Genomic DNA, 21,096 nt, shown 5'->3' on the forward strand with positions numbered 1-21,096 from the left:
CCCTTCCCTCGGCTCAGCTGAGGGAAGGGGGCCTTCACGCGCGATCAAAGACCGAGCCCGCCCGCCAGCACCGGCCAGGAGTTCCGCAGCGCCCGTTGCCAGTAGGGCCAGCTGTGCGTGCCGTCGCCGTAGTAGTCGACGGTCGCCGGAATCCCCTTGGCCTTCAACCGATCCGTGAAGCTCACCGAGGAAGCCAGCGCCTGCGGTTCGAAGATGTCGGACTGTCCCGGCGGGTCGAGCGGACCGGTCTTCCCGTTCCCGCAGGAGATGTAGAGCGCCGTGCCACGCAGGCCGTCGACGTTGTCGTATGGGTTGTTCGCCGTCCAGAGCGGCCGCATCCCCCAGGAGTCGCCCCAGAGTTCGAGGTAGTTGAAGATCCCCGCGCGGGCCAGGATCCCCTGGATGAACAGCGGAGCTCCCTGGTTGAGGGTGTTCGGCACCCCGCTGTAGGACGCGGCCGCGGCGAACATGCCCTTGTGCTTGTACGAGTACGCGAGCGCGCCATACCCGCCGATCGACAGTCCGGCGACGACCCGGCGCGTACCCGCCCGGTAGCCGCGTTCGACGATCTGCCGCACCTCCAGGGTGTGGAAGGTGTCCCAGTCGGGAGTGCTCTTGAGCCCGAAGTTCCACCATTTCGTGTACATCCCGGCGGGCCCGCCGGTCGGCATGACGACGAGGGCGTCCTTGTCCGCGGTGAACGCCTTGACGTCGGTGAACTGGTCCCACGAGCGGTAGTCGACCGGTTCGCAGCAGCCGTGCAGCAGGAACAGCGTCGGCCAGGTCCGTGTCGGTTGCGCGGCCCAGCCCGCCGGGACCAGCAGGCGGACCATGCCGGTGGTGCCGAGCGCGGGCGAACTGATCTTGAGGTCGACGGTGCGCGCGTCCAGCCAGGTCTCCTCGACGACCTTCGCGCCGTTGTCGGCGGTGACCGGCGCGGGCGCCGCGCTCGCGGGGACCGGGCTTCCGAGCAGGGCGACCATGGCCAGCGCCAGCAGACCCCACCGCCGGGTTCGCTTCATCGTTTCTCCTTGCTCACAACGGGATGTTTCCGTGCTTCTTGGCCGGGAGGATCTGCCGTTTGGTCCGCAGCGCGTGCAACGCCCTCGCCACCTGAAGGCGGGTCTGCGACGGCGCGATGACCTGATCGACGTAACCGCGTTCGGCCGCCGGGTAAGGGTTCGAATGCCGTTCGCGGTACGCCTCGGTGAGCCGTCGCTGTTCGGCGGACCGCTGTTCCGGGGGCAGCGCGGCCAGGTCGTGCCGGTGCAGCACCCGCACCGCGCCCTCGGCGCCCATCACCGCGATCTCCGCGGTGGGCCAGGCCAGGTTGATGTCCGCGCCGAGATGTTTCGACCCCATCACCGCGTAGCCGCCGCCGTAAGCCTTGCGGATCACCACGGTCACCTTCGGCACGGTCGCCTCGGCGTAGGCGTAGATCAGCTTGGCGCCGCGCCGGATGATCCCGTGCCGTTCCTGCGCCTCGCCGGGCAGGTAACCGGGCACGTCGGCCAGGGTGAGGATCGGGATGGAGAAGGCGTCGCAGAACCGGACGAACCGCGCGGCCTTCTCCGAGGCATCGATGTCGATCACGCCCGCACGATGGCGAGGCTGGTTCGCCACGACACCGACCGTGCGGCCCCGGATCCGGCCGAACGCGCAGATCATGTTCGGCGCGAAGCCGCTGTGCACCTCCATGAAGTCGCCGTCGTCGACGAGACGGACGATCACCTCGGCCATGTCGTACGCCTGGTTCAGCGAATCGGGCACCAGCCGGTCGAGTTCGAGGTCTGCGGCGGTGAGTTCGGGCGCGGTCTCATCGGCGTACTCCGGGACGGTGTCGAGGTTGTTGGACGGCAGATACCCGAGCAGGGTCCGTACCCAGTCGATGGCGTCGTGTTCGTCGGTGGCCCGGTGGTGGGCGTTCCCGGACACCTCGCTGTTCACCGCGGCGCCGCCGAGCCGCTGGGCGGTGACCCGTTCTCCGCTGACGGCGTGCACGACGTCCGGCCCGGTGACGAACATGTGCGCGGTCTCGTCGACCATCACGGTGAAGTCGGTGATCGCCGGCGAGTAGACCGCCCCGCCCGCGCAGGGTCCCATGATCAGCGAGATCTGCGGGATGACGCCGGACGCCAGCGTGTTGCGCCTGCCGAGTTCGGCGTAGTAGGCGAGCGAGACGACGCCTTCCTGGATCCGGGCGCCGCCGGAGTCGTTGATCCCGACCACGGGACAGCCCAGCGTCATCGCCAGGTCCATCACCTTGAGGACCTTCTCACCGAAGACCTCGCCCATGCTGCCGCCGAACACGGTGAAGTCCTGGGAGAACACGCAGATCCGCCTGCCGTCGACGGTGCCGTGCCCGGTCACCACTCCGTCGCCGTAGGGCCGGTTGGCGTCCATCCCGAACTCGGTGCACCGATGCCGGGCGAACTGGTCGAGTTCGACTAAGGAACCCGGGTCCAGCAACTCCTCGACGCGTTCGCGCGCGGTCAGCTTCCCCTTGGCGTGCTGCCGGTCGACGGCCCGCTTCTCGGCGGTCCGGAGCTCTTCCCGGCGGGCGGCGAGATCGGCGATCCGGAACTCCGTCGTGTCGGTCATGATCTCGCCGTCCTCGGAGCCCCGAGCCGGGCCGAGAGTGCCGAGGCGACCACCTCGACGTGCGGCGGGTCGATCATCGACAGGTGATCGCCCGGCACCCGCACGACCTCCAGATCCGGGCAGAAGGCGTCCCAGCCCAGGGTGTCGTCGGTGCGCAGGTACCGCGGATCGAGGGTGGTGGTCAGCGGATGCGGCTCCTGCGCGCGCAGCAACAGCACCGGCCCGGCATAGGGTTCCGGCTCGTACCGTTCGGCGACCCGTGCGTCCACATAGGACTCGTACTGGTGCCGCAGCACGCCGTGCCCCAGCTCGGGCACCTGTGCGGCCAACCTGCCGATCACCAGCCGGATCTGTTCGTCGTCGCCGAGCCGGGCGAGGTCTTCACGCGGGATGTCCAGCGGGACACCATAGGTCCGCTCGATGTGCTCCGCGAACCGGTCGAACCGGTCCAGCAGGATCTCCCCGGCCGGTTTCCCCGGCGCGGGCAGCGGCAGGATGCTGTCGATCATGAACACGAGATCGACCCGCTCCCCGGCCGCGGTCAGGCGCCGTGCGGTCTCGTAGGCGAGGCAGCCGCCGAACGACCACCCGCCCAGCCGGTACGGGCCCCGCGGCTGGATCTCCCGGATCAGCTCGACATAGCACTCGGCCTTGTCCTCGACGGTGTCTTCGTCGTCGATCCGTTCGAGCCCGTAGACGGATCTGCCCTCGGGCAGCAGGCGGACGAGCCCCTCGTAGACGCTCGTCGGACCGCCCGCCGGATGGAACAGGAACACCGGATCCGTGCCGCCTTCGCGCAGCGGCCGGACAGGGCAGCCTCCGCGCCCCTCGATCTCGTCGCGCAGCAGGTCGGCCATCGCGGCGATCGTCGGTGTGGCGAAGAGCCGTTCGGGAACGGCTCCCAGCTGCCCGGTGAACACGGCTCGCAGCCGCTCGGCCGCTTCGGCGTCGCCACCGGCGGCGAAGAAGTCCTCGTGGACGCCGGGCTCCGCGCCGCCGAGTTCCGCCTGCCAGTGCCGGGCGATCCAGCGTTCGGCCGGATCGCGTGGTCCGACGGCCGTGACCTGCCCGGCGGGCCGGGCTCCTCCCTCGCCGAATCCCGCCTGATCGGCGAGATGGCCGGCGACTTCGGTGAGGCCCGCGCCGCGCAACAGCAGCGGAATCGGCAGCGTCAAGCCGAAGTCGCGTTCCACGACTCCCCTGGCGCGCAAGGCGGAGAGCGAGTCCAGGCCGAGCCGGGTGAGCGGCGTCCGGCGGTCGATCTCGTCCGCGGCGAGGCCGAGCATCCCGGCGACGAGCCCGGCCAGGTAGTCGGCCAGCATCTCGCGGGCGGCCTCCGGGAGGACCGCCCGCAGCGTGTCCAGTCCGTCCCAAGTGGACGGTTCGGTGGCCTGCTCCTCCCCCGGTACCAGGATCTCGAAGAACGGCCGTCCGGCCAGCCGGGGGAACAGGGAGAGCACGGTCCCGGCGTCGATCCTGGCGATCCCGGTCAACGCACGGTCACGGCGCAGCACGGCCTCCATCGCCGCCAACGCCTCCTCCGTGCCGAGCGATTCGAGGACGGGATTCCGGCTGCCGACGGCCGCTCCCGCTTCACCCCAGGCTCCCCAGCCGATGGTCGCCGCCGGCAGTCCCGCGGCGCGGCGCCACGCGACGAGGGCGTCCACCCACGCGTTCGCGGTGGCGTAGGCGGTCTGCCCCGGTGATCCGAACAACGCCGCCGCCGACGAATACGTCAGCCACCAGTCGAGTTCGTGTCCGGTCGTCGCCTCGTGCACTCGCCATGCCCCCAGCGCTTTCGCGCGCCAGACAGCCTCGACGGCGTCGTGGTCGAGGGTGACGGCGGCGCCGTCGGACAGCACACCGGCCGCGTGCAGCACCCCACGCAACGGCAGGCCGCCTTCGGTCGCGGCCGCGACCAGCGCTTCGGCCGTCCCCGGCTCGGCGATGTCACCCGTCACCACGCGGACGTCGACGCCCTGCTCGCGCAGGTCTGCCAGAAGCGGCTCGGCCGCAGGGCTCGCGCCACGCCGGCCGGAAAGGACGAGCCTGGTCGCGCCGCGTGCCGCAAGCCAATCCGCGGCGACCAGGCCGAGGCCGCCGAGACCTCCGGTGATCACGTAAGCGCCGTCGCGGACCACGGTTTCGTGGCCGGGTTCGCCGAGCTTCGGGCGGGCGAGCAGCCGCGTGTACCGGACGCCCTCTCGCCAGGCGATCTCGTCGTCCGGCGCGTCCGCGCGGATCTCCGCCACCAGCCTGCCGACCCACAGCCGGGCCGGGTCCGGCTCGGCGTCGAAGTCGACCTGGCTCGCCCGCAGTTCGGGGTGCTCGAAGGCGAGGACCCGGACCAGTCCGCGCAGCCAGGCCTGGCCGGGGTCGCCGCGTTCGCCGGGTTCGATGGCCGAGGCACCCGCGCTGACGAGCCACAACCGCGGCGCTTCTTCGACCAGTTCGGCGAGGACGCCGGAGAACTCGGCGACCCTCCGCGCCGCGTTCATCGGATCGGGCCCGTCCGAAGTCCCGGCGCACGCGAGGACTCCCGCCACCTCGCGGGACCTCAGGACTTCCGCGAACGCCTTCCGGTCCCCGGGCCGAACCGTCACCAGCTCGTCCCCGGCTTCGGTGAGCCGGTCACGCAACGCCGCCAGCCACGGCGCGTCTTCGTGCAGGACGACCCAGCGGCGCGAGCCCGGCGCGGCCGACGGCAGGTCGGCCTGCCGCCAGACCGTCTCGAACAGCAGATCCGCCATCGGCACCGGCAGCGCCGAACGCTGGAACCGGCGGCAGTAGACCTCGCGGAACTCGACCAGGACGACGCCGTGCGCGTCGACCAGCTGGACACCGCCGACCAAGCCGTCACCCGCCGGATCGAGCGAGTCGAGCACGGCGTCGACCCGGACACCGCGGCGTGGGTCACCGGCGAGGACGATCTCGCCCAAGGTCAGCGGCAGGAACACGCCGTCGGCTTCGCGGAGCGCGTCCCCGGCCGCGGCGGCCAGCGCGTGCAGGCAGGCATCGGCGATCACCGGATGCAGGACGTACGCCGGATCGTCGGCGGGCAGGGTGATCGACGCCGAAGCCCGGCCCGGCGCGGCCAGGACGTCACGCAGCCCACGGAAAGCGGGACCATAGCTCTGCCCCACGCCGGCCAGCACCCGATACAGGTCGATCGGCCGGGCGTCGTCGCCGACCGCGCCGAACGGCACCACCGCGGTGTTCCCGTCGCGGACACGGGCGGTCGCGTGCCGCACCCAGCCGCCGTCCGCGGACCGCGCGTAGACGTCCACGCTTCCGGAGCTCAGGCTGGTCGTCACCTCGGTGTGCGCGGCGAGCGGGAGCACCCGGTGCAGTTCGAGACCGCCGATGCGCAACCTCCCGCCGGGCCGCATGACCGTTTTCGCCGCCGCGAGCGCGAGTTCCAGGAATCCGGCGGCGGGGAACAGCGGGACACCCATCGCCGCGTGGTCGGCCAGCCACGGCAGCGCCTCGGTCCCGATGTCCGCGTGCCACAGGTGCCCGCCACCGGTCGGTTGTTCGATGTGGACACCCAGCAACGGATGCGCGCCCCCGGCTCGGTTCGCCTTACGCCGCGGCCAGAACCGCCGGTGCCGCCAGCGCGGACCCGGCAATTCGACCGGAAGCGGACGGGGGCCACCGTCGTCGAGCAGGACGGGCAGTCCGAGGGTGTGGAGCCGGGCGAGCGTGGTCAGGAACGCCACCCGCTCGTCGACCTTGCGGCTCGCCGACGGCACCGCGAGCGCGCCGGTGCTCTGCTCGATCGCGGCCAGTGCGACCGGATGCGGCGAAATCTCGACGAACACGCCGTACCCGTCGGCGGTCGCCGCCACCAGCGCCTGGCTGAACCGCACCGGACGGCGCAGATTCGCCGCCCAGTAGTCGACGTCGAACACCGGCGACCACTGTGGATCGTCGAGAACGCTGCTGTAGCAGGGAATCTCCACCGGTCGCGGGCAAAGATCGCCGAGTTCGGCGCGGAACCGGCCGAGAACGGCGTCGACGGCTTCCGAATGGCCCGCACCCCCGACCGGCAGCCGCTTCGCCAGCCTGCCGAAGCTCTCGACGTGCGAAACCAGCGCCTCGACCTGTTCGGCGCCGCCGCCGACAGTGCACTGGACCGGCGAGGCGTAGACCGCGACGGTGATCCCGGGGAAGTCCGCTTCCAGATCGGCGAGTTCGGCCGGGGACAGTTCGACCACCGCCATCGCGCCGTCGCCGGACGCGTCGACCTCGGCCAGCAGCCGGGCGCGGGTGGCCATCACGCGCAGGCCGTCGGCGACGTCCAGCGCCCCCGCGACGACGGCGGCCGCGACCTCGCCCATCGAATGCCCGAGCACCGCGGACGGGACGACGCCGTGTGCGCGCCAGAGCCCCGCGAGGGCCAGCTGCATGCCGAACAACGCGAGTTGCGTCTCCGCGAGGTCCGGCAGGTCCCGCGCGCCGGAGAACACCTCGCTCAGAGTGAACCCCGCTTCGGCCAGGAACACCGGATCGAGTGCCTCCACCTCGGCCCGGAACGCGGGCTCGGTGCGCAGCAGGACGCGGCCCATCCCGGGCCACTGGGAGCCGTAGCCGGAGAAGACGAACACGACGCCTGGCGCGGGTCCGGCCTCGCCGAGGACGACGTCGCCGCTCTCGCGTCCGGCGGCCATTTCCCGCCATGCGGCGGCCACCCGGTCGCGTCCCTCCGCGATGACCGCGCCGCGGATGGGCAAGTGGTCGCGGCTCCGGGCCAGTGTCGCGGCGACCGTGTCCAGCGGGACCGACCGGTGGGCGGGGTCTTCGAGCCAGTCCGCCAGATCGGCGGCCCGCGCCCGGAGCACCTCGGCCGACCGCGCGGACAGCACGAAGATCCGCGGGCGCCCGGTCTCCGTCCCGCGAGCGGCGAACGACGCGGCAGGCCATTCTTCGAGGACGACGTGGGCGTTGGTGCCACCGAAGCCGAACGCCGAGACCCCGGCGCGCGCGACGTCGGAGTAGCGCGGCCACCCGGTCCCGGTGTCCACCACCCGGAGGCCGAGACCGGTGAAGTCGACATGCGGGCTGGGTTCGTGATGATGCGGCGTCGGCGGCAGCCGCCGGTGGACCATCGCGAGGACGACCTTGATCAGCCCGGCCATCCCCGCCGCGCCCTCCAGATGGCCCACGTTCCCCTTTACCGAGCCGATCAGGAGCGGGCGGCCGGGTTCGCGTCCGGCTCCGAGCACCTCTCCGAGCGCGCCCGCTTCGATCGGGTCGCCCACCTCGGTCCCGGTCCCGTGCGCCTCCACGTAGTCCACAGTGGACGGCTCGACGCCCGCCGCCGCGTACGCGTCCCGCAGCAAGTCCGCCTGCGCGCCGGGACTGGGCGCGACGAGACCGTTGGACCGCCCGTCGGAGTTGACCGCGCTGCCGCGGATCACCGCGAGCACCCGATCACCCGCGCGGCGAGCGGCCTTCAGCGGTCTGAGCACGATCACGCCACAACCCTCGCCGCGGGCGATGCCGTCGGCGGCGGCGTCGAACGGTTTGCAGTACCCGTCCGGGGCCAGCACCCCGGCCCGCTGGAAGGACGCCGTGACCGCCGGTGAGAGCAGCAGGTTCACCCCGGCGGCGAGCGCCGTCCCGCATTCGCCGCGGCGCAGGCTCTGCACCGCTTGGTGCACCGCGACCAGCGAGGACGAGCACGCGGTGTCGACGGTGAGACTGGGCCCGCGCAGGTCGAACAGGTACGACAGCCGGTTGGCGGCGATGCTCGTCGCGGCACCGGTGGCGGACCAGACGTCGACGGTGGCTGGATCGGCCATCGTCAGGTGGCCGTACTCGCCCGCCGAGAGCCCGACGAACACCCCGGTCCGGCTTCCCCGGAGCGTGGACGGCGGGATCCCGGCGTGCTCCAGTGCCGCCCACGTCACTTCGAGCAGTATTCGCTGCTGGGGATCCATCGTTTCGGCCTCGCCCGGAGTGATGCCGAAGAACTCGGCGTCGAAACCGGCGATGTCACCGAGGAACCCGCCACGCGCGGGGATATCCCAGCGATCCTCCGGAACCTCGCGGATGCCGTCGCGTCCGGCGTCCAGTAGCCGCCAGTAGCGCTCAGGAGAGTCCGCGCCGCCCGGCAGGCGACAGCCGACACCGACGATCGCGATCGGTTCCTCCTCGCGGCCTTCACCACCCACGGCCGCGAAGTCCTCCACTGTGGACAGACGGTCGGCGAGGGCGGTGATCGTCGGATACTGCCACACCAGGGTCGGCGGCAGCGGGCGGCCGAGGTACCGGCCCAGCTCCGCCGCCAGTTCCATCGACTCCCGCGAGGAAAGCCCGCTCTCGTGCAGAGGACGGTCCGGATCGACGTGGTCCGCCGGCGACCCGGTCCGCTCCGCAACCCGCGCGACGAGCCAGGCGCGGATCTCCGCGGTCACCCGAGCCGCCGCGCGGTCAGCGAACCGTCCAGATAGGACTGTCGGCACCGGGCACGGCTGATCTTGCCGCTGGAGGTGCGCGGTACCTCGCACGGGGCGAGGAAGACGACGTCGTGCGGCCGCAGACCGTGCGCGGCCGAGACGGCCCTCTTGATCTCCGTGGTCGCCACGGCGAGGTCGGCCCCGGTCTCCTTGGCACGCTCCACCAGCACGACCGCCGCTTCGCCGTCTTCGTGCTCGATCGCGAAAGCCGCCGCGGAATGCGGCCGGACCGCGGGATGTGTCTCCACGGTCTGTTCGATGTCCTGCGGGTAGTGGTTGCGGCCGTCGACGATGACGAGGTCCTTGAGCCTGCCGGTCATGAACAGCTCACCCTCGTACCGCACGCCGAGGTCCCCGGTCGCGAGCCAGCCCGCGCCGGAGTCCGGATCGATCGGGGGCAGGCCGAAGACACCGCTGGAAGCGGCGGGCCGTCCCCAGTAACCCACTCCGACGTTCGGGCCGTTGACCTGGATCTCCCCCACCCTGCCCGGTTCGACCAGCGCGCCGGTGACCGGATCGGCGATGCGGACCCGTTGCCCCACCGGGAATCCGCACGAGACGAGGGTGGTGGACGCCGCGCCGGGGAGCGCCGGCGCGGCGAGCCCGGTGGCGAGCCGCTCGCGGTCGAAGGCCACCTGCCGTGGCACCTTGCCCGCCTCGGTGACGGAGACGAGCACCGTGGCCTCGGCCAGCCCGTAGGAGGACCGGTGCACCTCCGGGCGCAGCCCGCATTCCTCGAAGGCGCCGTGAAACTTCGCGATGGTCGACGGAAGAACCGGCTCGCTGCCGTTGATCAGCGAGACGACCCGGCTCAGTTCGAGGTAGCTCTTCTCGTCCTCGGTGACCCGGGAAGCGGCGTAGGCGTAGGCGAAATTCGGTGCCGCGCTGATCGCGCCGGGGCTGGCCGAGAGCGCGCGCAGCCACCGTGCCGGACGTTCCAGGAAGGCGTGCGGGTCCATCAGGACAGACGCCGCCCCCGCCGCCAGCGGCGCGCCGATCCCGAGGATCAGGCCCATGTCGTGGAAGAGCGGCAGCCAGCTGACGGTGGAGGTCGTCCCGGTTTCGATCGCGTAGGCGTCGCAAGCCTGACGGGCGTTGGTGAGCGCGTTGCGGTGGGTCAGCATCACGCCGGCCGGCGTCCGCGTGGAACCGGACGTGTACTGCAGATACGCCACTCCGTCCGGTTCCGGTCGCGGCCAGGAGCGATCACCGGCCGCGACCGGAGCTGTGGTGTCGACGGCGAGCACGGCGGGCCGCTCGAAATCCGTCGAGGCGAGGAAACCGGCGGCGTCGTCGAGTCCGTCGGTGGTGGTGAGCACGACCCTCGGTGCGCAGTCGGCGAGCACGGCGGCCAGCCTGCCCGCGTGCCCGGGGAGGTCCGGGGAGAACAGCGGGACCGCCACCAGCCCGGCGCGGATCGCGCCGAGGAAGGCGACGACGTAGTCGACGGACTGCCGGGCCAGGATCGCGGCCCGGTCCCCCGGGCCGGTGAACCCGGTCAGGCGGGTGGCGAGGGCGTCGACCCGGTCGTCGAGCTCGCGCCAGGACAGGGTGATCGCCCGGCCGTCCGCCCCGGCACGATGGTCGAGGTAGGTCACCGCGACGTCGTCGCCGAGCCGCCACGCCCAGTACCTCAGCAGCGTCGCGAACGACTCCCCGCCGCGTGCGTCGTCCGGCCCGTGGGCGGCGACGACCGATTCCGAAATGGTTTCCATGGCCCCTCGTTGTGACGACTCGTACAGGAGCGGGTGAATTCGGAACGGCGCCGTTGCCGAAAGCGGATTCCATTCCGGAGACCGTTCTTTATCTGCCCGGAACTGTATGGACGTCCCGGGAAGAGTGTCAATGAAAGGATGATGGAACGCCGCCGAAAACGCGGACGTGCTCACGGGAATGTGAGAAAGGGGGCACTCCGCTTGTCACTTGGGGACGAAATGTCCGCGTGCTCAGGGGATTCGGCCGCCCGGGGCGCGCCGCAGCCTCGGTACCGGCGCCCTTAGCCCACGCGAGTACGTGAAGGCCTCCTTCCCTACCCTCAGAGTAGGTAAGGAGGCCTTCACGGACCGACCCGCGATCAACCCGTAGCCAGACGCCACGAACCCCTTGGCCCTGACCGGCCTTGACACTCACGAGAAGCTCAGAGCCAGCCCTGTCGTGACGCCTGCGCTCCCAGCTGGAACCGGGTCCGCGCGCCGAGCAGTTGCTGCAGCCGGCTGATCCGCCGCAGCACCGTGCGCTCACTGACCCCGAGCTCGCGCGCGATCGCCTCGTCGGTCAGGCCTCCGCTCAGCAACGCGAGCAGGCGGCGCGTGGCGACGGTCGGTTCCTGCGCCGCTTCCGCGTCGTCCGGACCGCCCGCCCGCACGGGCACGGCCATCCGCCAGAACGAGCCGAACAACTCGATCAGCGCGCTCAGCAGCATCGACGGATGGATCAGCAGGGCGAGGACGTCACCGGCGTCGGAATTCGGGACCGCGATCAGCGCCCGGTTGCCGTCGGCGATCACCAGCTTCAGCGGCAGCCCGGGGAACACCCTCGCCTGCTCCCCGAGGGCGATACTCGACTGCACCTGGGCGAATCCGTCGTCGTGCTGCAACACGGACGAGTCGTAGACGACGCGGTACGCGATGCCGCGCGCCATCGAACCGGGCTGCACCGTGCTCACTTCGGCCTTCGGGCTCATGTAAGACCCCGGGTCCAGCGCGACGATGTCGACGGCCGCCTGGGTCTGCATGGCTTCGAAGGTGGCGATCACCTCGTCCCGGCTGCGCAGTACCTCGACGAAGTCCGCGTCCCGGCCCGTCCGCAGCGAGTAAGCGGCGCCGAGCACCTCGGCCGCTTCCCGCGCGCGGATCGCCGCTGCCTCGTGCTGCGCCGCGAACGCCGACAGCGCCGCACGCGGCGGGCACACCTCGACCCCGGACGCGCCTGCCCGGACCAGGCCGAACCGCTCCAGCTCCGCCAGCTCGGCGCCGGGCGTGATCGGGCGTCCGTCCAGCAGGGCCCGGTATAGCTGCTCGGCCTCCATCGACAGGCCTCGCGACTCGGCGAGCATGACGCTTCTCCTCCCCCACCCCCGGGATCGATCGGCGTGACATCGATGTCACGCCTGGCGGACCGGCTGTTTCCGCTCACAGGTCTTGAGGGGGAAAGGCGCATGATCGTGCGCCTGAACCGATAACGAAAGCGTCACAGATCATGCCGAAGAGGCTCCCGCGAACCGGACCGGCCCGCGGGAGCCTCTCGTCAACGCCGTCCGATACTAGGCGTTGGCGGGCATGCCCTTCTCGTCCGCTTCCGGCGTCGCGGTGCCTTCCAGCAGCTCACGGACGATCTCGTTCGCCTTGCGCACCTGGGGCGTGATCATCTTGATCTTGATCTTCCCGTCGTGCCCGAGGTGGCCGCCGACCTCGACCGTCTTGTCCTCGCCCGGCAGCGGCAGGCCCTGGCAGCCGGTGAACTTCTTCTTCGGCGTGAGCCCGGTCTGGAAGTAGGCGACGATCGGGTCGTCGACGCAGTCGGTGTTGTACGGGAAGATCCCGTGGCTGCCCTCGTTGTCGACGCTGATCATCTTGGCGCCCGGCAGTCCGTTCGCGGTGGCGAGCGCGCCCTCGTACGGAGTGGCCGCGTCGAGTTCGGTCTGCGCGATCAGCAGCTTCGGGAACGTCTTGGCGTCCGGCGCCGGCTTGGCGTTGGTGGTCGGCCAGAACGCGCACAGCGGCGCGCCCGAGAGGGCCATGATCGGCGCGATGAACGGCGCGTTCACGGTCAGGTCGGCCTGCCAGTAGTTCCAGTAGTGCAGGTTCTGGTTCCACTGGCCGTCCTGGCAGCGGATCGCCTCGAACGCGGCGTCCCACGTCTCGACCTCGGCGCCGCCCTGGTAGGAGGCCTTGCGCTCGACCGAGTCCTTCTTCGCGATGGCCTCCAGCGCGTTGCCCTTGGCCTTGTTCAGGAACGCCTTGTTCGCGTCGGTCAGCCCAGGAGTGGCGAGCGCCTTCGCGACGACCTGCTCCAGCTTCTCCGCGTCGGTCCCGGCAGGCGCCGGTCCCTTCGCCAGCGCGGCCACCATCGAGGCCGCCGACGGGTACTGAGAGGTGTCGTACATCGCCGGGATGATGAACCACGCGGCGTAGAGCATGCCCGCGAATTCCCGGGTGCCGCCCGCCTTCTCCCAGTTGCGGCGGATCTCGAGCGGGTCGGTGCCCGCCTTGTACTTGGCGTCGTTGCGCGCGACGTAGGGCAGCAGCGCCTCCTGGAACTGGCGGTCACGGCTGCGCGGCTGGAGGTCCCAGGTCTTCTCCAGCGTCGAGCGGCTGGCGTCGGTCGACGAGTCGAGCAGGAACCGGTGCGCCTTCGACGGGAACGTGGTGGCGTACCAGGTGCCGAGCCACGTGCCGTACGAGTAGCCGATGTAGCTGGTCTTCTTCTCCCCGAGCAGCACCCGGATGAAGTCCATGTCGTACGCGGTCTGCTCGGTGGTGATGAACTTCGTCAGCGGGTTCTTCAGGCAGCCCTCGACCTTCGCCCGGCTGATCACGTTCTGATCCGTGCTGTCCGGGACGGTGTAGCTACAGGTCAGCGGGGTGCTCTGGCCGACACCGCGGGGGTCGAAGCCGACGAAGTCGTACTGCGAGGCCAGCACGGGGCTGCGCATCGCCATCGCGGCACCCCACGGGAGGCCTTCGCCGCCGGGTCCGCCGGGGTTGACCAGTGCGATGCCCTGCCTGCCGGTGCCGGGATAGGCGGTCGCCGTCTTGGAGACGCGGACGCCGATGGTGTTGCCGTCCTGCGGGTTGTGCCAGTCGCGCGGCACCTGGACGGTGGCGCAGGCGAGGCCCTTGACCTTCTTCAGCTCCGCTTCCGTCGCCGGCGCGACCGAGGGGAACGAGCACTCGCCCCAGGTCACGGCCTGGTCGGCCAGCGCGCCGGCGAGCGCCGCGGTGTCCGGCTCGGCCTTGGCGGCGGGTGCCGCACCCGCCGCCGGAGCCAGCACCAGGCCGGAGGCCAGGAACGCACCGGCGACCACGGCCACCGTGCCCCTCCGCGTCTTTCTCGTACTACTGATCACCATGATCCCTTTCGACAGGAGCCCCCGACGTCCGTACGTGAAGTAAAGACGGGTGATCAGCTTTCCCACACGGCCGGAAGATGGCGGATACCCGACATGGCAGGATCTCGACACCGCGCGGCTCCGGGGCGGTCTCGCGTGATCAGAGCCGTAACTCGCGAGATCGCCGTTCAATCACGCGAGTCACGTGTCTGATCACGCGAGTTACGGCTTCTCTTCACGAACATGACGTCACCCTTCGCGCAGGTGATCCCGCAGCGCCCGCGCCACGCGGGCCATCAGCACCTCGGCCTCCGGCTGGACCGCGGCGGGCACCCTGGACCCGGTCAGCGCCGCGATCGCGTACAGTCCGCCGTCGGCGTGTTCGACCACCCCGACCTCGTGCCGCAGGTTCAGCACGGTGCCGGTCTTCGACGACCATTTCGTGGCGTCGGAGACGAAATCGGGGCTCAGCCGCTGACGCAGCAGGTTCAGTCCCAAGAGTTCACGCACCCGCGCCGCCACCTCTTCGTCTACTTTGGATGGTTTCCACAGCGCTTCGAGCAGGTTCACGAACGCGCGAGCCGAACCGGAACTCGCGCGGGTGACGTCGAGCTGCGGAACAGGATGACCTTGCCCGGCGGTGCCCGCGTTGATCGCGAGCGCGTGCGCGAGGTGGACGTCTGCCGGGGCGAAACGTTCGGCGGGCGTGTCACTGAGGTCCGCGGCCGGATGCCGCGCGGTGATCCCGGGAACGCCCCATTCGCGCGTCATCCTGGTGACCTCGGCGGGAGGCGTCAGCGCGAAGAGCGCGTCCGCGGCGGTCTCGTCGCTGATGGCCATCGTCAGGTAGAGCAGGTCGTCGATCGCCATCCTGGCCGGATGCCGGAACCGCGTCAGCCCGGTCGGCCCGGGGGCGGTGGCCCGGCCCGGCTCGACGTCGATCGGCGTGGAGCCGTCCAGCTCGCCCCGGCGGATCCGCTCCAGGGTCGCGGCGACGAGCGGGATCTTCACCAGCGAGGCGCTCGGGAACTCCAGGTCCGGGTCGATGCCGATCTCGTATCCGGTCCGCAGATCGCGCACGAGGAACGAACCGCGCAAGCCGCCGTCGTCGAGTTCGGCGCGCAGTCCGAGGAGCAGGGTCTCGGTGTTCATGTCGTCTCCTCCGCGCCGAGACACCGGGCGATGTCCGGCCACAATCGTGCCCGGAGCCGCTGCGCGTCCTCGCCGGGCCCCGCCGTGATCTCGAACCCACGTGCGAGCCGGAGCTCGCCGATCGGCCGCCAGTTCAGGCCGAGTTCGGTCGCCTGGACCGTTGAGCACAGCAGCAGATCGTCCGAACCGAACACCGCCGCGGCGGCAGCGCTGAGCGCATCGGCGACGGATACCTGCGCGGGCCGCAAGCCCACCGAGTCACGGATCCGGAAGAGCCGATCCCGGATATGCGGCACGTCGTCCTCGGGCTGGATCCAGATCCGGCGAGGCGGCCTGCCGGACCGGCCGACCCGCAGCGTTTCCAGGTGGAGGGCGCCCGCCCGCGGACTTCCCCCGGCCGCCAGCCCGAGCGGCACCATCCAGGTGCCCTCTTCGGCGGGAACGGCCGTGACCGCCGCGCGGACCTCCTGTGTGCGCACGAGTTCCGCCCGCTCCCCCGGCGGCGCCTGCCGGAACTCCAGGAAGACGTCCAGCGCTCGCGCCGCCGCGTCGAGTTCGGCGAGCTCGCGGACGGTGCAGGTGTCCGGCATCGCCAGCCGCATCGGCCGCAGTTTGGCGCGCTGCGCGTCGTGCTCCATGGCGTCGGCCAGCTTCACCAGCCGTTTCGCCGACGGCAGCATGTCCCGGCCGAACGGCGTGAGCACGGCGCGGCGGGTGGAGCGATCGAACAGCCGCTCGCCGAAATGCCGCTCCAGTGCGGCGATCCGGCGGCTCGCCACCGGCTGGGGGATGCGCGCGATCGCGGCTCCCGCGGTGAAGGTCCCGGCCTCGCTCACGCTCACGAACGCCCGGCAGCTCCCGATCAGGTCCACGACCACATACTATGCGGATTACGCATGAAAGAGGTCGTTTGTGTCTTGGACAGCATGACCGGCGCTGGACAGACTGCGGACATCGAACGATCTTGAAAGGAACCACCGTGTCCGTCACTTCTCGCCGCTGGGCCGCCCTGCTGGCGCTCTCGGTCGCGTCACTCGCCGCCTGTTCCGCACCCGCTCCCGCACAGCCGCCGGCCGCCACCTCGCCGGTCGCGGCGACCGGACGAGCCGACTTCGAACAGCTCGAACGCACCTACCGTGCCAGGCTCGGGGTGTACGCGGTGGACACCGCGACCGGCCGCGAAGTCGCCTTCCGCGCCGACGAACGCTTCGCCTACGCCTCGACGCACAAGGTGTTCAGCGCCGGTGGTGTCCTGCAGCGGACGCCGGTCGCCGACCTGGACCGCACGGTGACTTACGAACGCAAGGACCTGGTCGTGAACTCGCCGGTCACGGAGAAACACGTGGCGACGGGGATGCCGCTGCGCGCCGTCATGGACGCGACCCTCCGGTACAGCGACAACACCGGCGGGAACCTGCTTTTCCGCGAACTCGGCGGCCCCGAGGGACTCAACGCGGTCCTGCGCGGGATCGGCGACACCACGAGCCACGCCGACCGGATCGAACCGGAACTCAACGACACCTTCCCCGGCGACACCCGGGACACCAGCACACCGCGCGCGCTCGCCGTGAGCCTGCGCGCCTTCGCCCTCGGCGACGCACTACCCGAGGACAAACGCAAGATCCTGGTCGACATGATGCGGGCCAGCACCACCGGCGACCAGAACATCCGCGCCGGGGTGCCCGGCTGGCCGGTCGCCGACAAGACCGGAACGGCGGCCTACGGCACGCGCAACGACATCGGGGTGGTGTGGCCGCCGAATCGGGCGCCGATCGTCATCTCGGTGCTGACCGACCGGTCGGAGAAGGACGCCGAGATCGACAACAAGCTCCTGGCCGACGCCACCGCGGCCGCGGTGAAAGCCCTCCCCTGAGCAAACCGCCGGGACGGACGAGGGTCCGTCCCGGCGGGGTTCAGCGGCTCAGCGACGGCAGGGGTTGCCCGCCGGATGCGCCGAGGTTCCGTGCACGTCGGCCTGGGATTCCGCGAGCACGATCTTCGCGAGCGCCGTGTCCAGTGCGACGGCCTGCTGCTTCACCACGCCGTTCGCCACGGTCTGGCCGTTGAGCTTCAACGAACCGATGGCCAGCGGGATGGTCATCGGCGCCGAGCCCACGGTGATCGACTCACCGTTGATCTTCAGCGAGGCGACGTTCGAACTGCCGGCCAGCACCGGGACTAGCCCGCCCGGCGACGGCTGACAGGTCGCGGTCGCCTGCGACTGGATCACGCCGAGTTCGACGGTCAGTCCGAGCGTGCTGATCACCGTCCTGTCGATCTTGGCCGACGCCAGCGCGCGATCGCCCGCGGCCGGAGCCGCCGACTGGTCGTCCGGCGTGAGATCGGTCGACGCGGTCAGCACCTTGGTGTCGACCTTGATCAGGCCGGCGTTGAGCGTCGCGGCGGCGACGGTACTGCTGTCGTCGGCGCAAGGCAGGTTCGCCGGGTTGGCCCGTGCCGCGGTCACCCCGAGGACGTTCGCCGCGGTGCCGGTGCAGGAGAAGACGCCGTCACGGTCGTCGTCGACGATCGTGCCGACACCGGTCGCGTCGATGAGGCCGGCACCCGACGGGGCCGAAAGAGTCACCGTGAACGTCTCGTCCGGCTCGTCGACGGTGTCCGGGTTGACCAAGACGGTCACCGGTCTGGCCGTCTGCCCAGGGGCGAACGTGACCGTCCCGCTCGCCGCCGTGTAGTCGGCGGGCGCGGACGCGGTGCCGTTGGCGGTCGCGTACTGGACCGTCACCGGATTCGGGCTGGGGCCGCCGAGCAGCGACACGGTGAACGTCGCCGGTACCTGCGCGCCACCGGAACCCTCGCCGACGGTCACGTCGTTGATGCTCAGGCCGAGTACACGCACGGTCGTGGTCTCGATGTATCCCCGCGAAGCCCCGTCGACCTGGTAATCGACGACGCACTGATAGGTGCCCGGAGCGGCATCGGCGGCGGCCTTGATCGTCTCGGTGAACGTGGCGACCCCGCCACTGGTCACCTTGACGCTGCCCGGGTCGTTGGTGACGGTGAGCTGCGGATCGCAGCTGGTCACCTTCGGGGTCACCGTGACCTCGATGGACTTGATGCCGTCCAAGATGGCCTGGGAGACCTGACCGGCCGGGACGTTGTTCAGCAGCACGCCGCCCGTGGCCGAGGTGATGGCGGAAGCCTGCCCTGTGGCGTCGAGCGCGCCGACGTTGACGGCGACCACGCGGATCTTCGCCGCCTGCAACGCCGCGATGGTCTGGGCCAGGGTGTGCCCGCCGCTCGGGTCGTGCGACGGCGCGTCGCCGAACCACGCGATGATGCGGGTGCCGTCCGGCCGGAACGCGACCGCGCCGGTGGCGAGCCGGTAGAGCGCGTTCAGGTTGGCCTCCGGCGTGTCCCCGCCACCCGAGGCCGCCCACTGGTCGATCCCCGCCTGGACGGCGGTCGTGTCCCCGGTGATGCCCTGATTGACCTTGAACGGCACCGAGTCGGTGAAGTCCTTGTACTCGGCGACACCGAACTGCGCGGTCGGCTGCGCGGCGAGGACGTCACCGGTGATGGCGCCGGCGTTCGTCCGCACGTTGCCGATCGGCCCGCCCATGCTGCCCGTGGTGTCCGCGAGCAGGACGAGGTCGGGATTCGGCGGCACGGCCGAGGTCGTCACGTTCTTGGTCACGGTCGTGCTCTGCCCCGCGTTCAGGGTGAGGTCGACCGTGGCCGGGTCCACTCCCGGTGGAGCCGCGGCGGCGACCGCGGTGGACGCGAGCATCGCCGAGACGGCGGTCAGGACGACGAGCAGTGGTCTTCGTGGCATGGACTTCCCTTTCGAGACCCGGCCGGGGCCGGAATTCCTGTGGGCTCGGTGGAGAAGACGGAATATTTCGCTTTTCGTTAGCGCGAGAGCCGGGCTTCACCCAGAGCGCCCTGTGTCAAGGCACCAACGGGCTGTTACCGCGAATCCGGGCTACGCGGACCAGGTCCGCATTGCGCCGTCCAGCCGAAGGACCCCCGGCATCTCTCACTCTTCAGCGTGAGCGATGCCGAAGGTTTCGGCTTTTTCCGTGATCACGCCACCGGACGGAAACCCGAATTCATCCGTGGACGTCTGCGAATATTCACCGAATGTCGCAACGTCTCCCGCCGGCCGATACCTCGGCGAGACCGCGGACTCGGTCAATAGACGCACTGGATGATCGCGTCGTCCAAGCGGATGTACTTCGCCGGTCCGCCGTTGTTGCCGTAGATCGGCTGGAGATAGACGGTACCCACGCCGTTCAGAGTGAGATCGGGCAGGGTGATGAGCTGATAGCCTGCCCCGTCGTCGACCCACTTCACCGTGTGGGAGATTTTCCGCCAGCCGTTGGGGTCCCAGATCTCGAGGCCGATGTTCGCTCCACCGCCGACCGGGTCGGCGTAAATCGCGGCGGCGCAATTCGATCGATTCGACGGGAAACTTCCGAGCGACTTCGCGGTCCTCATCGCCGACCAGCCGTTGTCGGCGAAGAGCCAGCCGTTGTTGTTGCCGGTCCGCGCCACTCCCATGCCGATGTCGAACCAGGAATGCCCGTCACCGCCCTGAATCCCGCGCTCCCATACGCCATGGGGATTCGATTCGTAACCGTCGGACCATTGCACGATCCCGGCGTGCGCGGTTCCCGCGACACCCACGAGTGCCGACGAGAACACCGACAGGACGGCGAATATTTTCTTGAACACGAGATCTCCCCCTCTTCGCGTGATGAACCCAGTCAGAGGACCAGAGTCCGGAACGCGAGCACAAGGTACCTTCGCGCGCACATCCGACTGCCTTGAAGTACCTAAGCGAGGTCGGCGGGCCGCGTCCGCAGCTTGGCGGCGATCCGGGCCAGCGCCTGCTGATCCTCCGCGGTCAAGGGGTCGAGGACGAGCTCCCGCACCGAACGGACGTGCGTGGGGGCGGCCGCGACGACCATGTCGTAGCCGTCGTCGGTGAGCACGGCGAGCGTGTACCGGCCGTCGCCCGGGTCCGGCGTCCGCTCCACCCAGCCCCGCCGTTCGAAGCGTTTGACCACATTGGACAGACGCGAGAGCGAGCCGTTGGCGAGGTAGGCCAGCTCGCTCATCCGCAGCCGCCGGTCCGGGGCCTCCGAAATATGACAGAGGGTCAGGTACTCGAACAGCGTCAGCCCGGCGTCGTGCCGCAGCGGCGACTCGAGTCGCCCCGGCAGGAGGAGGACCAGGGAGACCAGGCCGGTCCAGGCCTCTTTTTCGGCAGAGGTCAGCCACAGCGCTTCGTCGGGGTCCGGGGCGGCCATGGCGGAACCTTACCCAGAACCCGATGACTTCACACGTGAAGTTAAATCGTGCTACGTTGACTTCAAGCATGAAGTCAACGAGAGGATCCACCATGACCCAGCCGGAGTTCTTCGCCACGCCCGGATACGGCGACCGGCAACTGGCCGAGATGCGCTACAGCCAGGCGGTGCGCGTCGGCGATCGCGTCGAGATCTCCGGGCAGGGAGGCTGGGACGACGACTTGAACTTCCCCGAGTCGCTCGAGGAGGAGATCGTCAAGGCCTTCGAGAACGTCGAGCGGACCCTCGCCACGGCGGGCGCCACCTGGCGCGACGTCATCGCCGTGGACTCGTACCACGTCCCGGAGGCCCCCGGATTCATCGGCGAGGTCCACAACCGCGTGATGGTGGCGCAGTTCCGCGAGCACATGGGCGACCGGGCGCCGATCTGGACCGAGATCGGTGTCCCGGCCCTCGGCGCGCCGAGGATGCGGGTCGAGATCAGGGTCACCGCGATCGCCGGGAACGCCCACGTGTGAACCCCGCACTCCTTGGGTACTCCATGCCTGCGCCCATG

13 protein-coding genes are annotated in these 21,096 nt (G+C 70.4%); 2 read left to right on the forward strand and 11 right to left on the reverse strand.

The features are described from left to right. Nucleotides 1-44: 44 nt before the first annotated feature. The 8 genes from LCL61_RS27620 to LCL61_RS27655 form a co-directional block, all read right to left on the reverse strand. Complete coding sequence (locus LCL61_RS27620) at nucleotides 45-1,022, reverse strand: alpha/beta hydrolase family protein (RefSeq protein WP_340682428.1); 978 nt, start codon at nucleotides 1,020-1,022, stop codon at nucleotides 45-47. Nucleotides 1,023-1,035: 13 nt separating this feature from the next. After that, nucleotides 1,036-2,601, reverse strand: coding sequence for an acyl-CoA carboxylase subunit beta (locus LCL61_RS27625; RefSeq protein ID WP_340682429.1), 1,566 nt, complete (start codon nucleotides 2,599-2,601; stop codon nucleotides 1,036-1,038). Continuing rightward, a complete protein-coding gene (locus LCL61_RS27630; protein WP_340682430.1) occupies nucleotides 2,598-9,020 on the reverse strand; it encodes an SDR family NAD(P)-dependent oxidoreductase in 6,423 nt (2,140 codons plus the stop codon). The genes LCL61_RS27625 and LCL61_RS27630 overlap by 4 nt, the downstream gene beginning before the upstream one ends. Then, on the reverse strand, nucleotides 9,017-10,777 hold the full coding sequence (locus tag LCL61_RS27635) for a fatty acyl-AMP ligase (protein WP_340682431.1): 1,761 nt from the start codon (nucleotides 10,775-10,777) through the stop codon (nucleotides 9,017-9,019). The genes LCL61_RS27630 and LCL61_RS27635 overlap by 4 nt, the downstream gene beginning before the upstream one ends. Nucleotides 10,778-11,199: 422 nt before the next feature. After that, the gene (locus LCL61_RS27640) at nucleotides 11,200-12,117 is read right to left on the reverse strand and encodes a helix-turn-helix transcriptional regulator (RefSeq protein WP_340682432.1); all 918 of its coding nucleotides are present in this window, start codon (nucleotides 12,115-12,117) and stop codon (nucleotides 11,200-11,202) included. Between the two features lie 207 nt (nucleotides 12,118-12,324). Further along, the gene (locus LCL61_RS27645) at nucleotides 12,325-14,094 is read right to left on the reverse strand and encodes an alpha/beta hydrolase (protein ID WP_340682433.1); all 1,770 of its coding nucleotides are present in this window, start codon (nucleotides 14,092-14,094) and stop codon (nucleotides 12,325-12,327) included. Between the two features lie 267 nt (nucleotides 14,095-14,361). After that, entirely contained in the window at nucleotides 14,362-15,264 is a 903-nt protein-coding gene (locus LCL61_RS27650) for a serine hydrolase (RefSeq protein ID WP_340682434.1), read from the reverse strand. Next, a complete protein-coding gene (locus tag LCL61_RS27655) occupies nucleotides 15,261-16,142 on the reverse strand; it encodes a LysR family transcriptional regulator (protein ID WP_340682435.1) in 882 nt (293 codons plus the stop codon). The genes LCL61_RS27650 and LCL61_RS27655 overlap by 4 nt, the downstream gene beginning before the upstream one ends. A gap of 101 nt (nucleotides 16,143-16,243) precedes the next feature. Here LCL61_RS27655 and bla point away from each other — a divergent pair, with 101 nt between their 5' ends. Beyond that, complete coding sequence (gene bla / locus LCL61_RS27660) at nucleotides 16,244-17,137, forward strand: class A beta-lactamase (protein WP_340682436.1); 894 nt, start codon at nucleotides 16,244-16,246, stop codon at nucleotides 17,135-17,137. A gap of 48 nt (nucleotides 17,138-17,185) precedes the next feature. Here bla and LCL61_RS27665 read toward each other — a convergent pair whose 3' ends face one another. The 3 genes from LCL61_RS27665 to LCL61_RS27675 form a co-directional block, all read right to left on the reverse strand. Then, on the reverse strand, nucleotides 17,186-19,060 hold the full coding sequence (locus tag LCL61_RS27665) for a Calx-beta domain-containing protein (protein ID WP_340682437.1): 1,875 nt from the start codon (nucleotides 19,058-19,060) through the stop codon (nucleotides 17,186-17,188). Between the two features lie 359 nt (nucleotides 19,061-19,419). Next, on the reverse strand, nucleotides 19,420-19,962 hold the full coding sequence (locus tag LCL61_RS27670; protein WP_340682438.1) for a hypothetical protein: 543 nt from the start codon (nucleotides 19,960-19,962) through the stop codon (nucleotides 19,420-19,422). Nucleotides 19,963-20,063: 101 nt separating this feature from the next. Further along, a complete protein-coding gene (locus LCL61_RS27675) occupies nucleotides 20,064-20,540 on the reverse strand; it encodes a MarR family winged helix-turn-helix transcriptional regulator (RefSeq protein WP_340682439.1) in 477 nt (158 codons plus the stop codon). A 92-nt stretch (nucleotides 20,541-20,632) separates the two neighbouring features. Between LCL61_RS27675 and LCL61_RS27680 the strand changes: the two genes are divergently transcribed. Then, nucleotides 20,633-21,058 (forward strand): Rid family hydrolase, encoded by a 426-nt coding sequence (locus LCL61_RS27680; protein ID WP_340682440.1) that lies wholly within the window; start codon nucleotides 20,633-20,635, stop codon nucleotides 21,056-21,058. The last annotated feature ends 38 nt before the right edge of the window (nucleotides 21,059-21,096 follow it).

It is taken from the genome of Amycolatopsis coloradensis (assembly GCF_037997115.1).
In the GTDB taxonomy this organism is placed as follows: Bacteria; Actinomycetota; Actinomycetes; order Mycobacteriales; family Pseudonocardiaceae; genus Amycolatopsis; species Amycolatopsis coloradensis_A.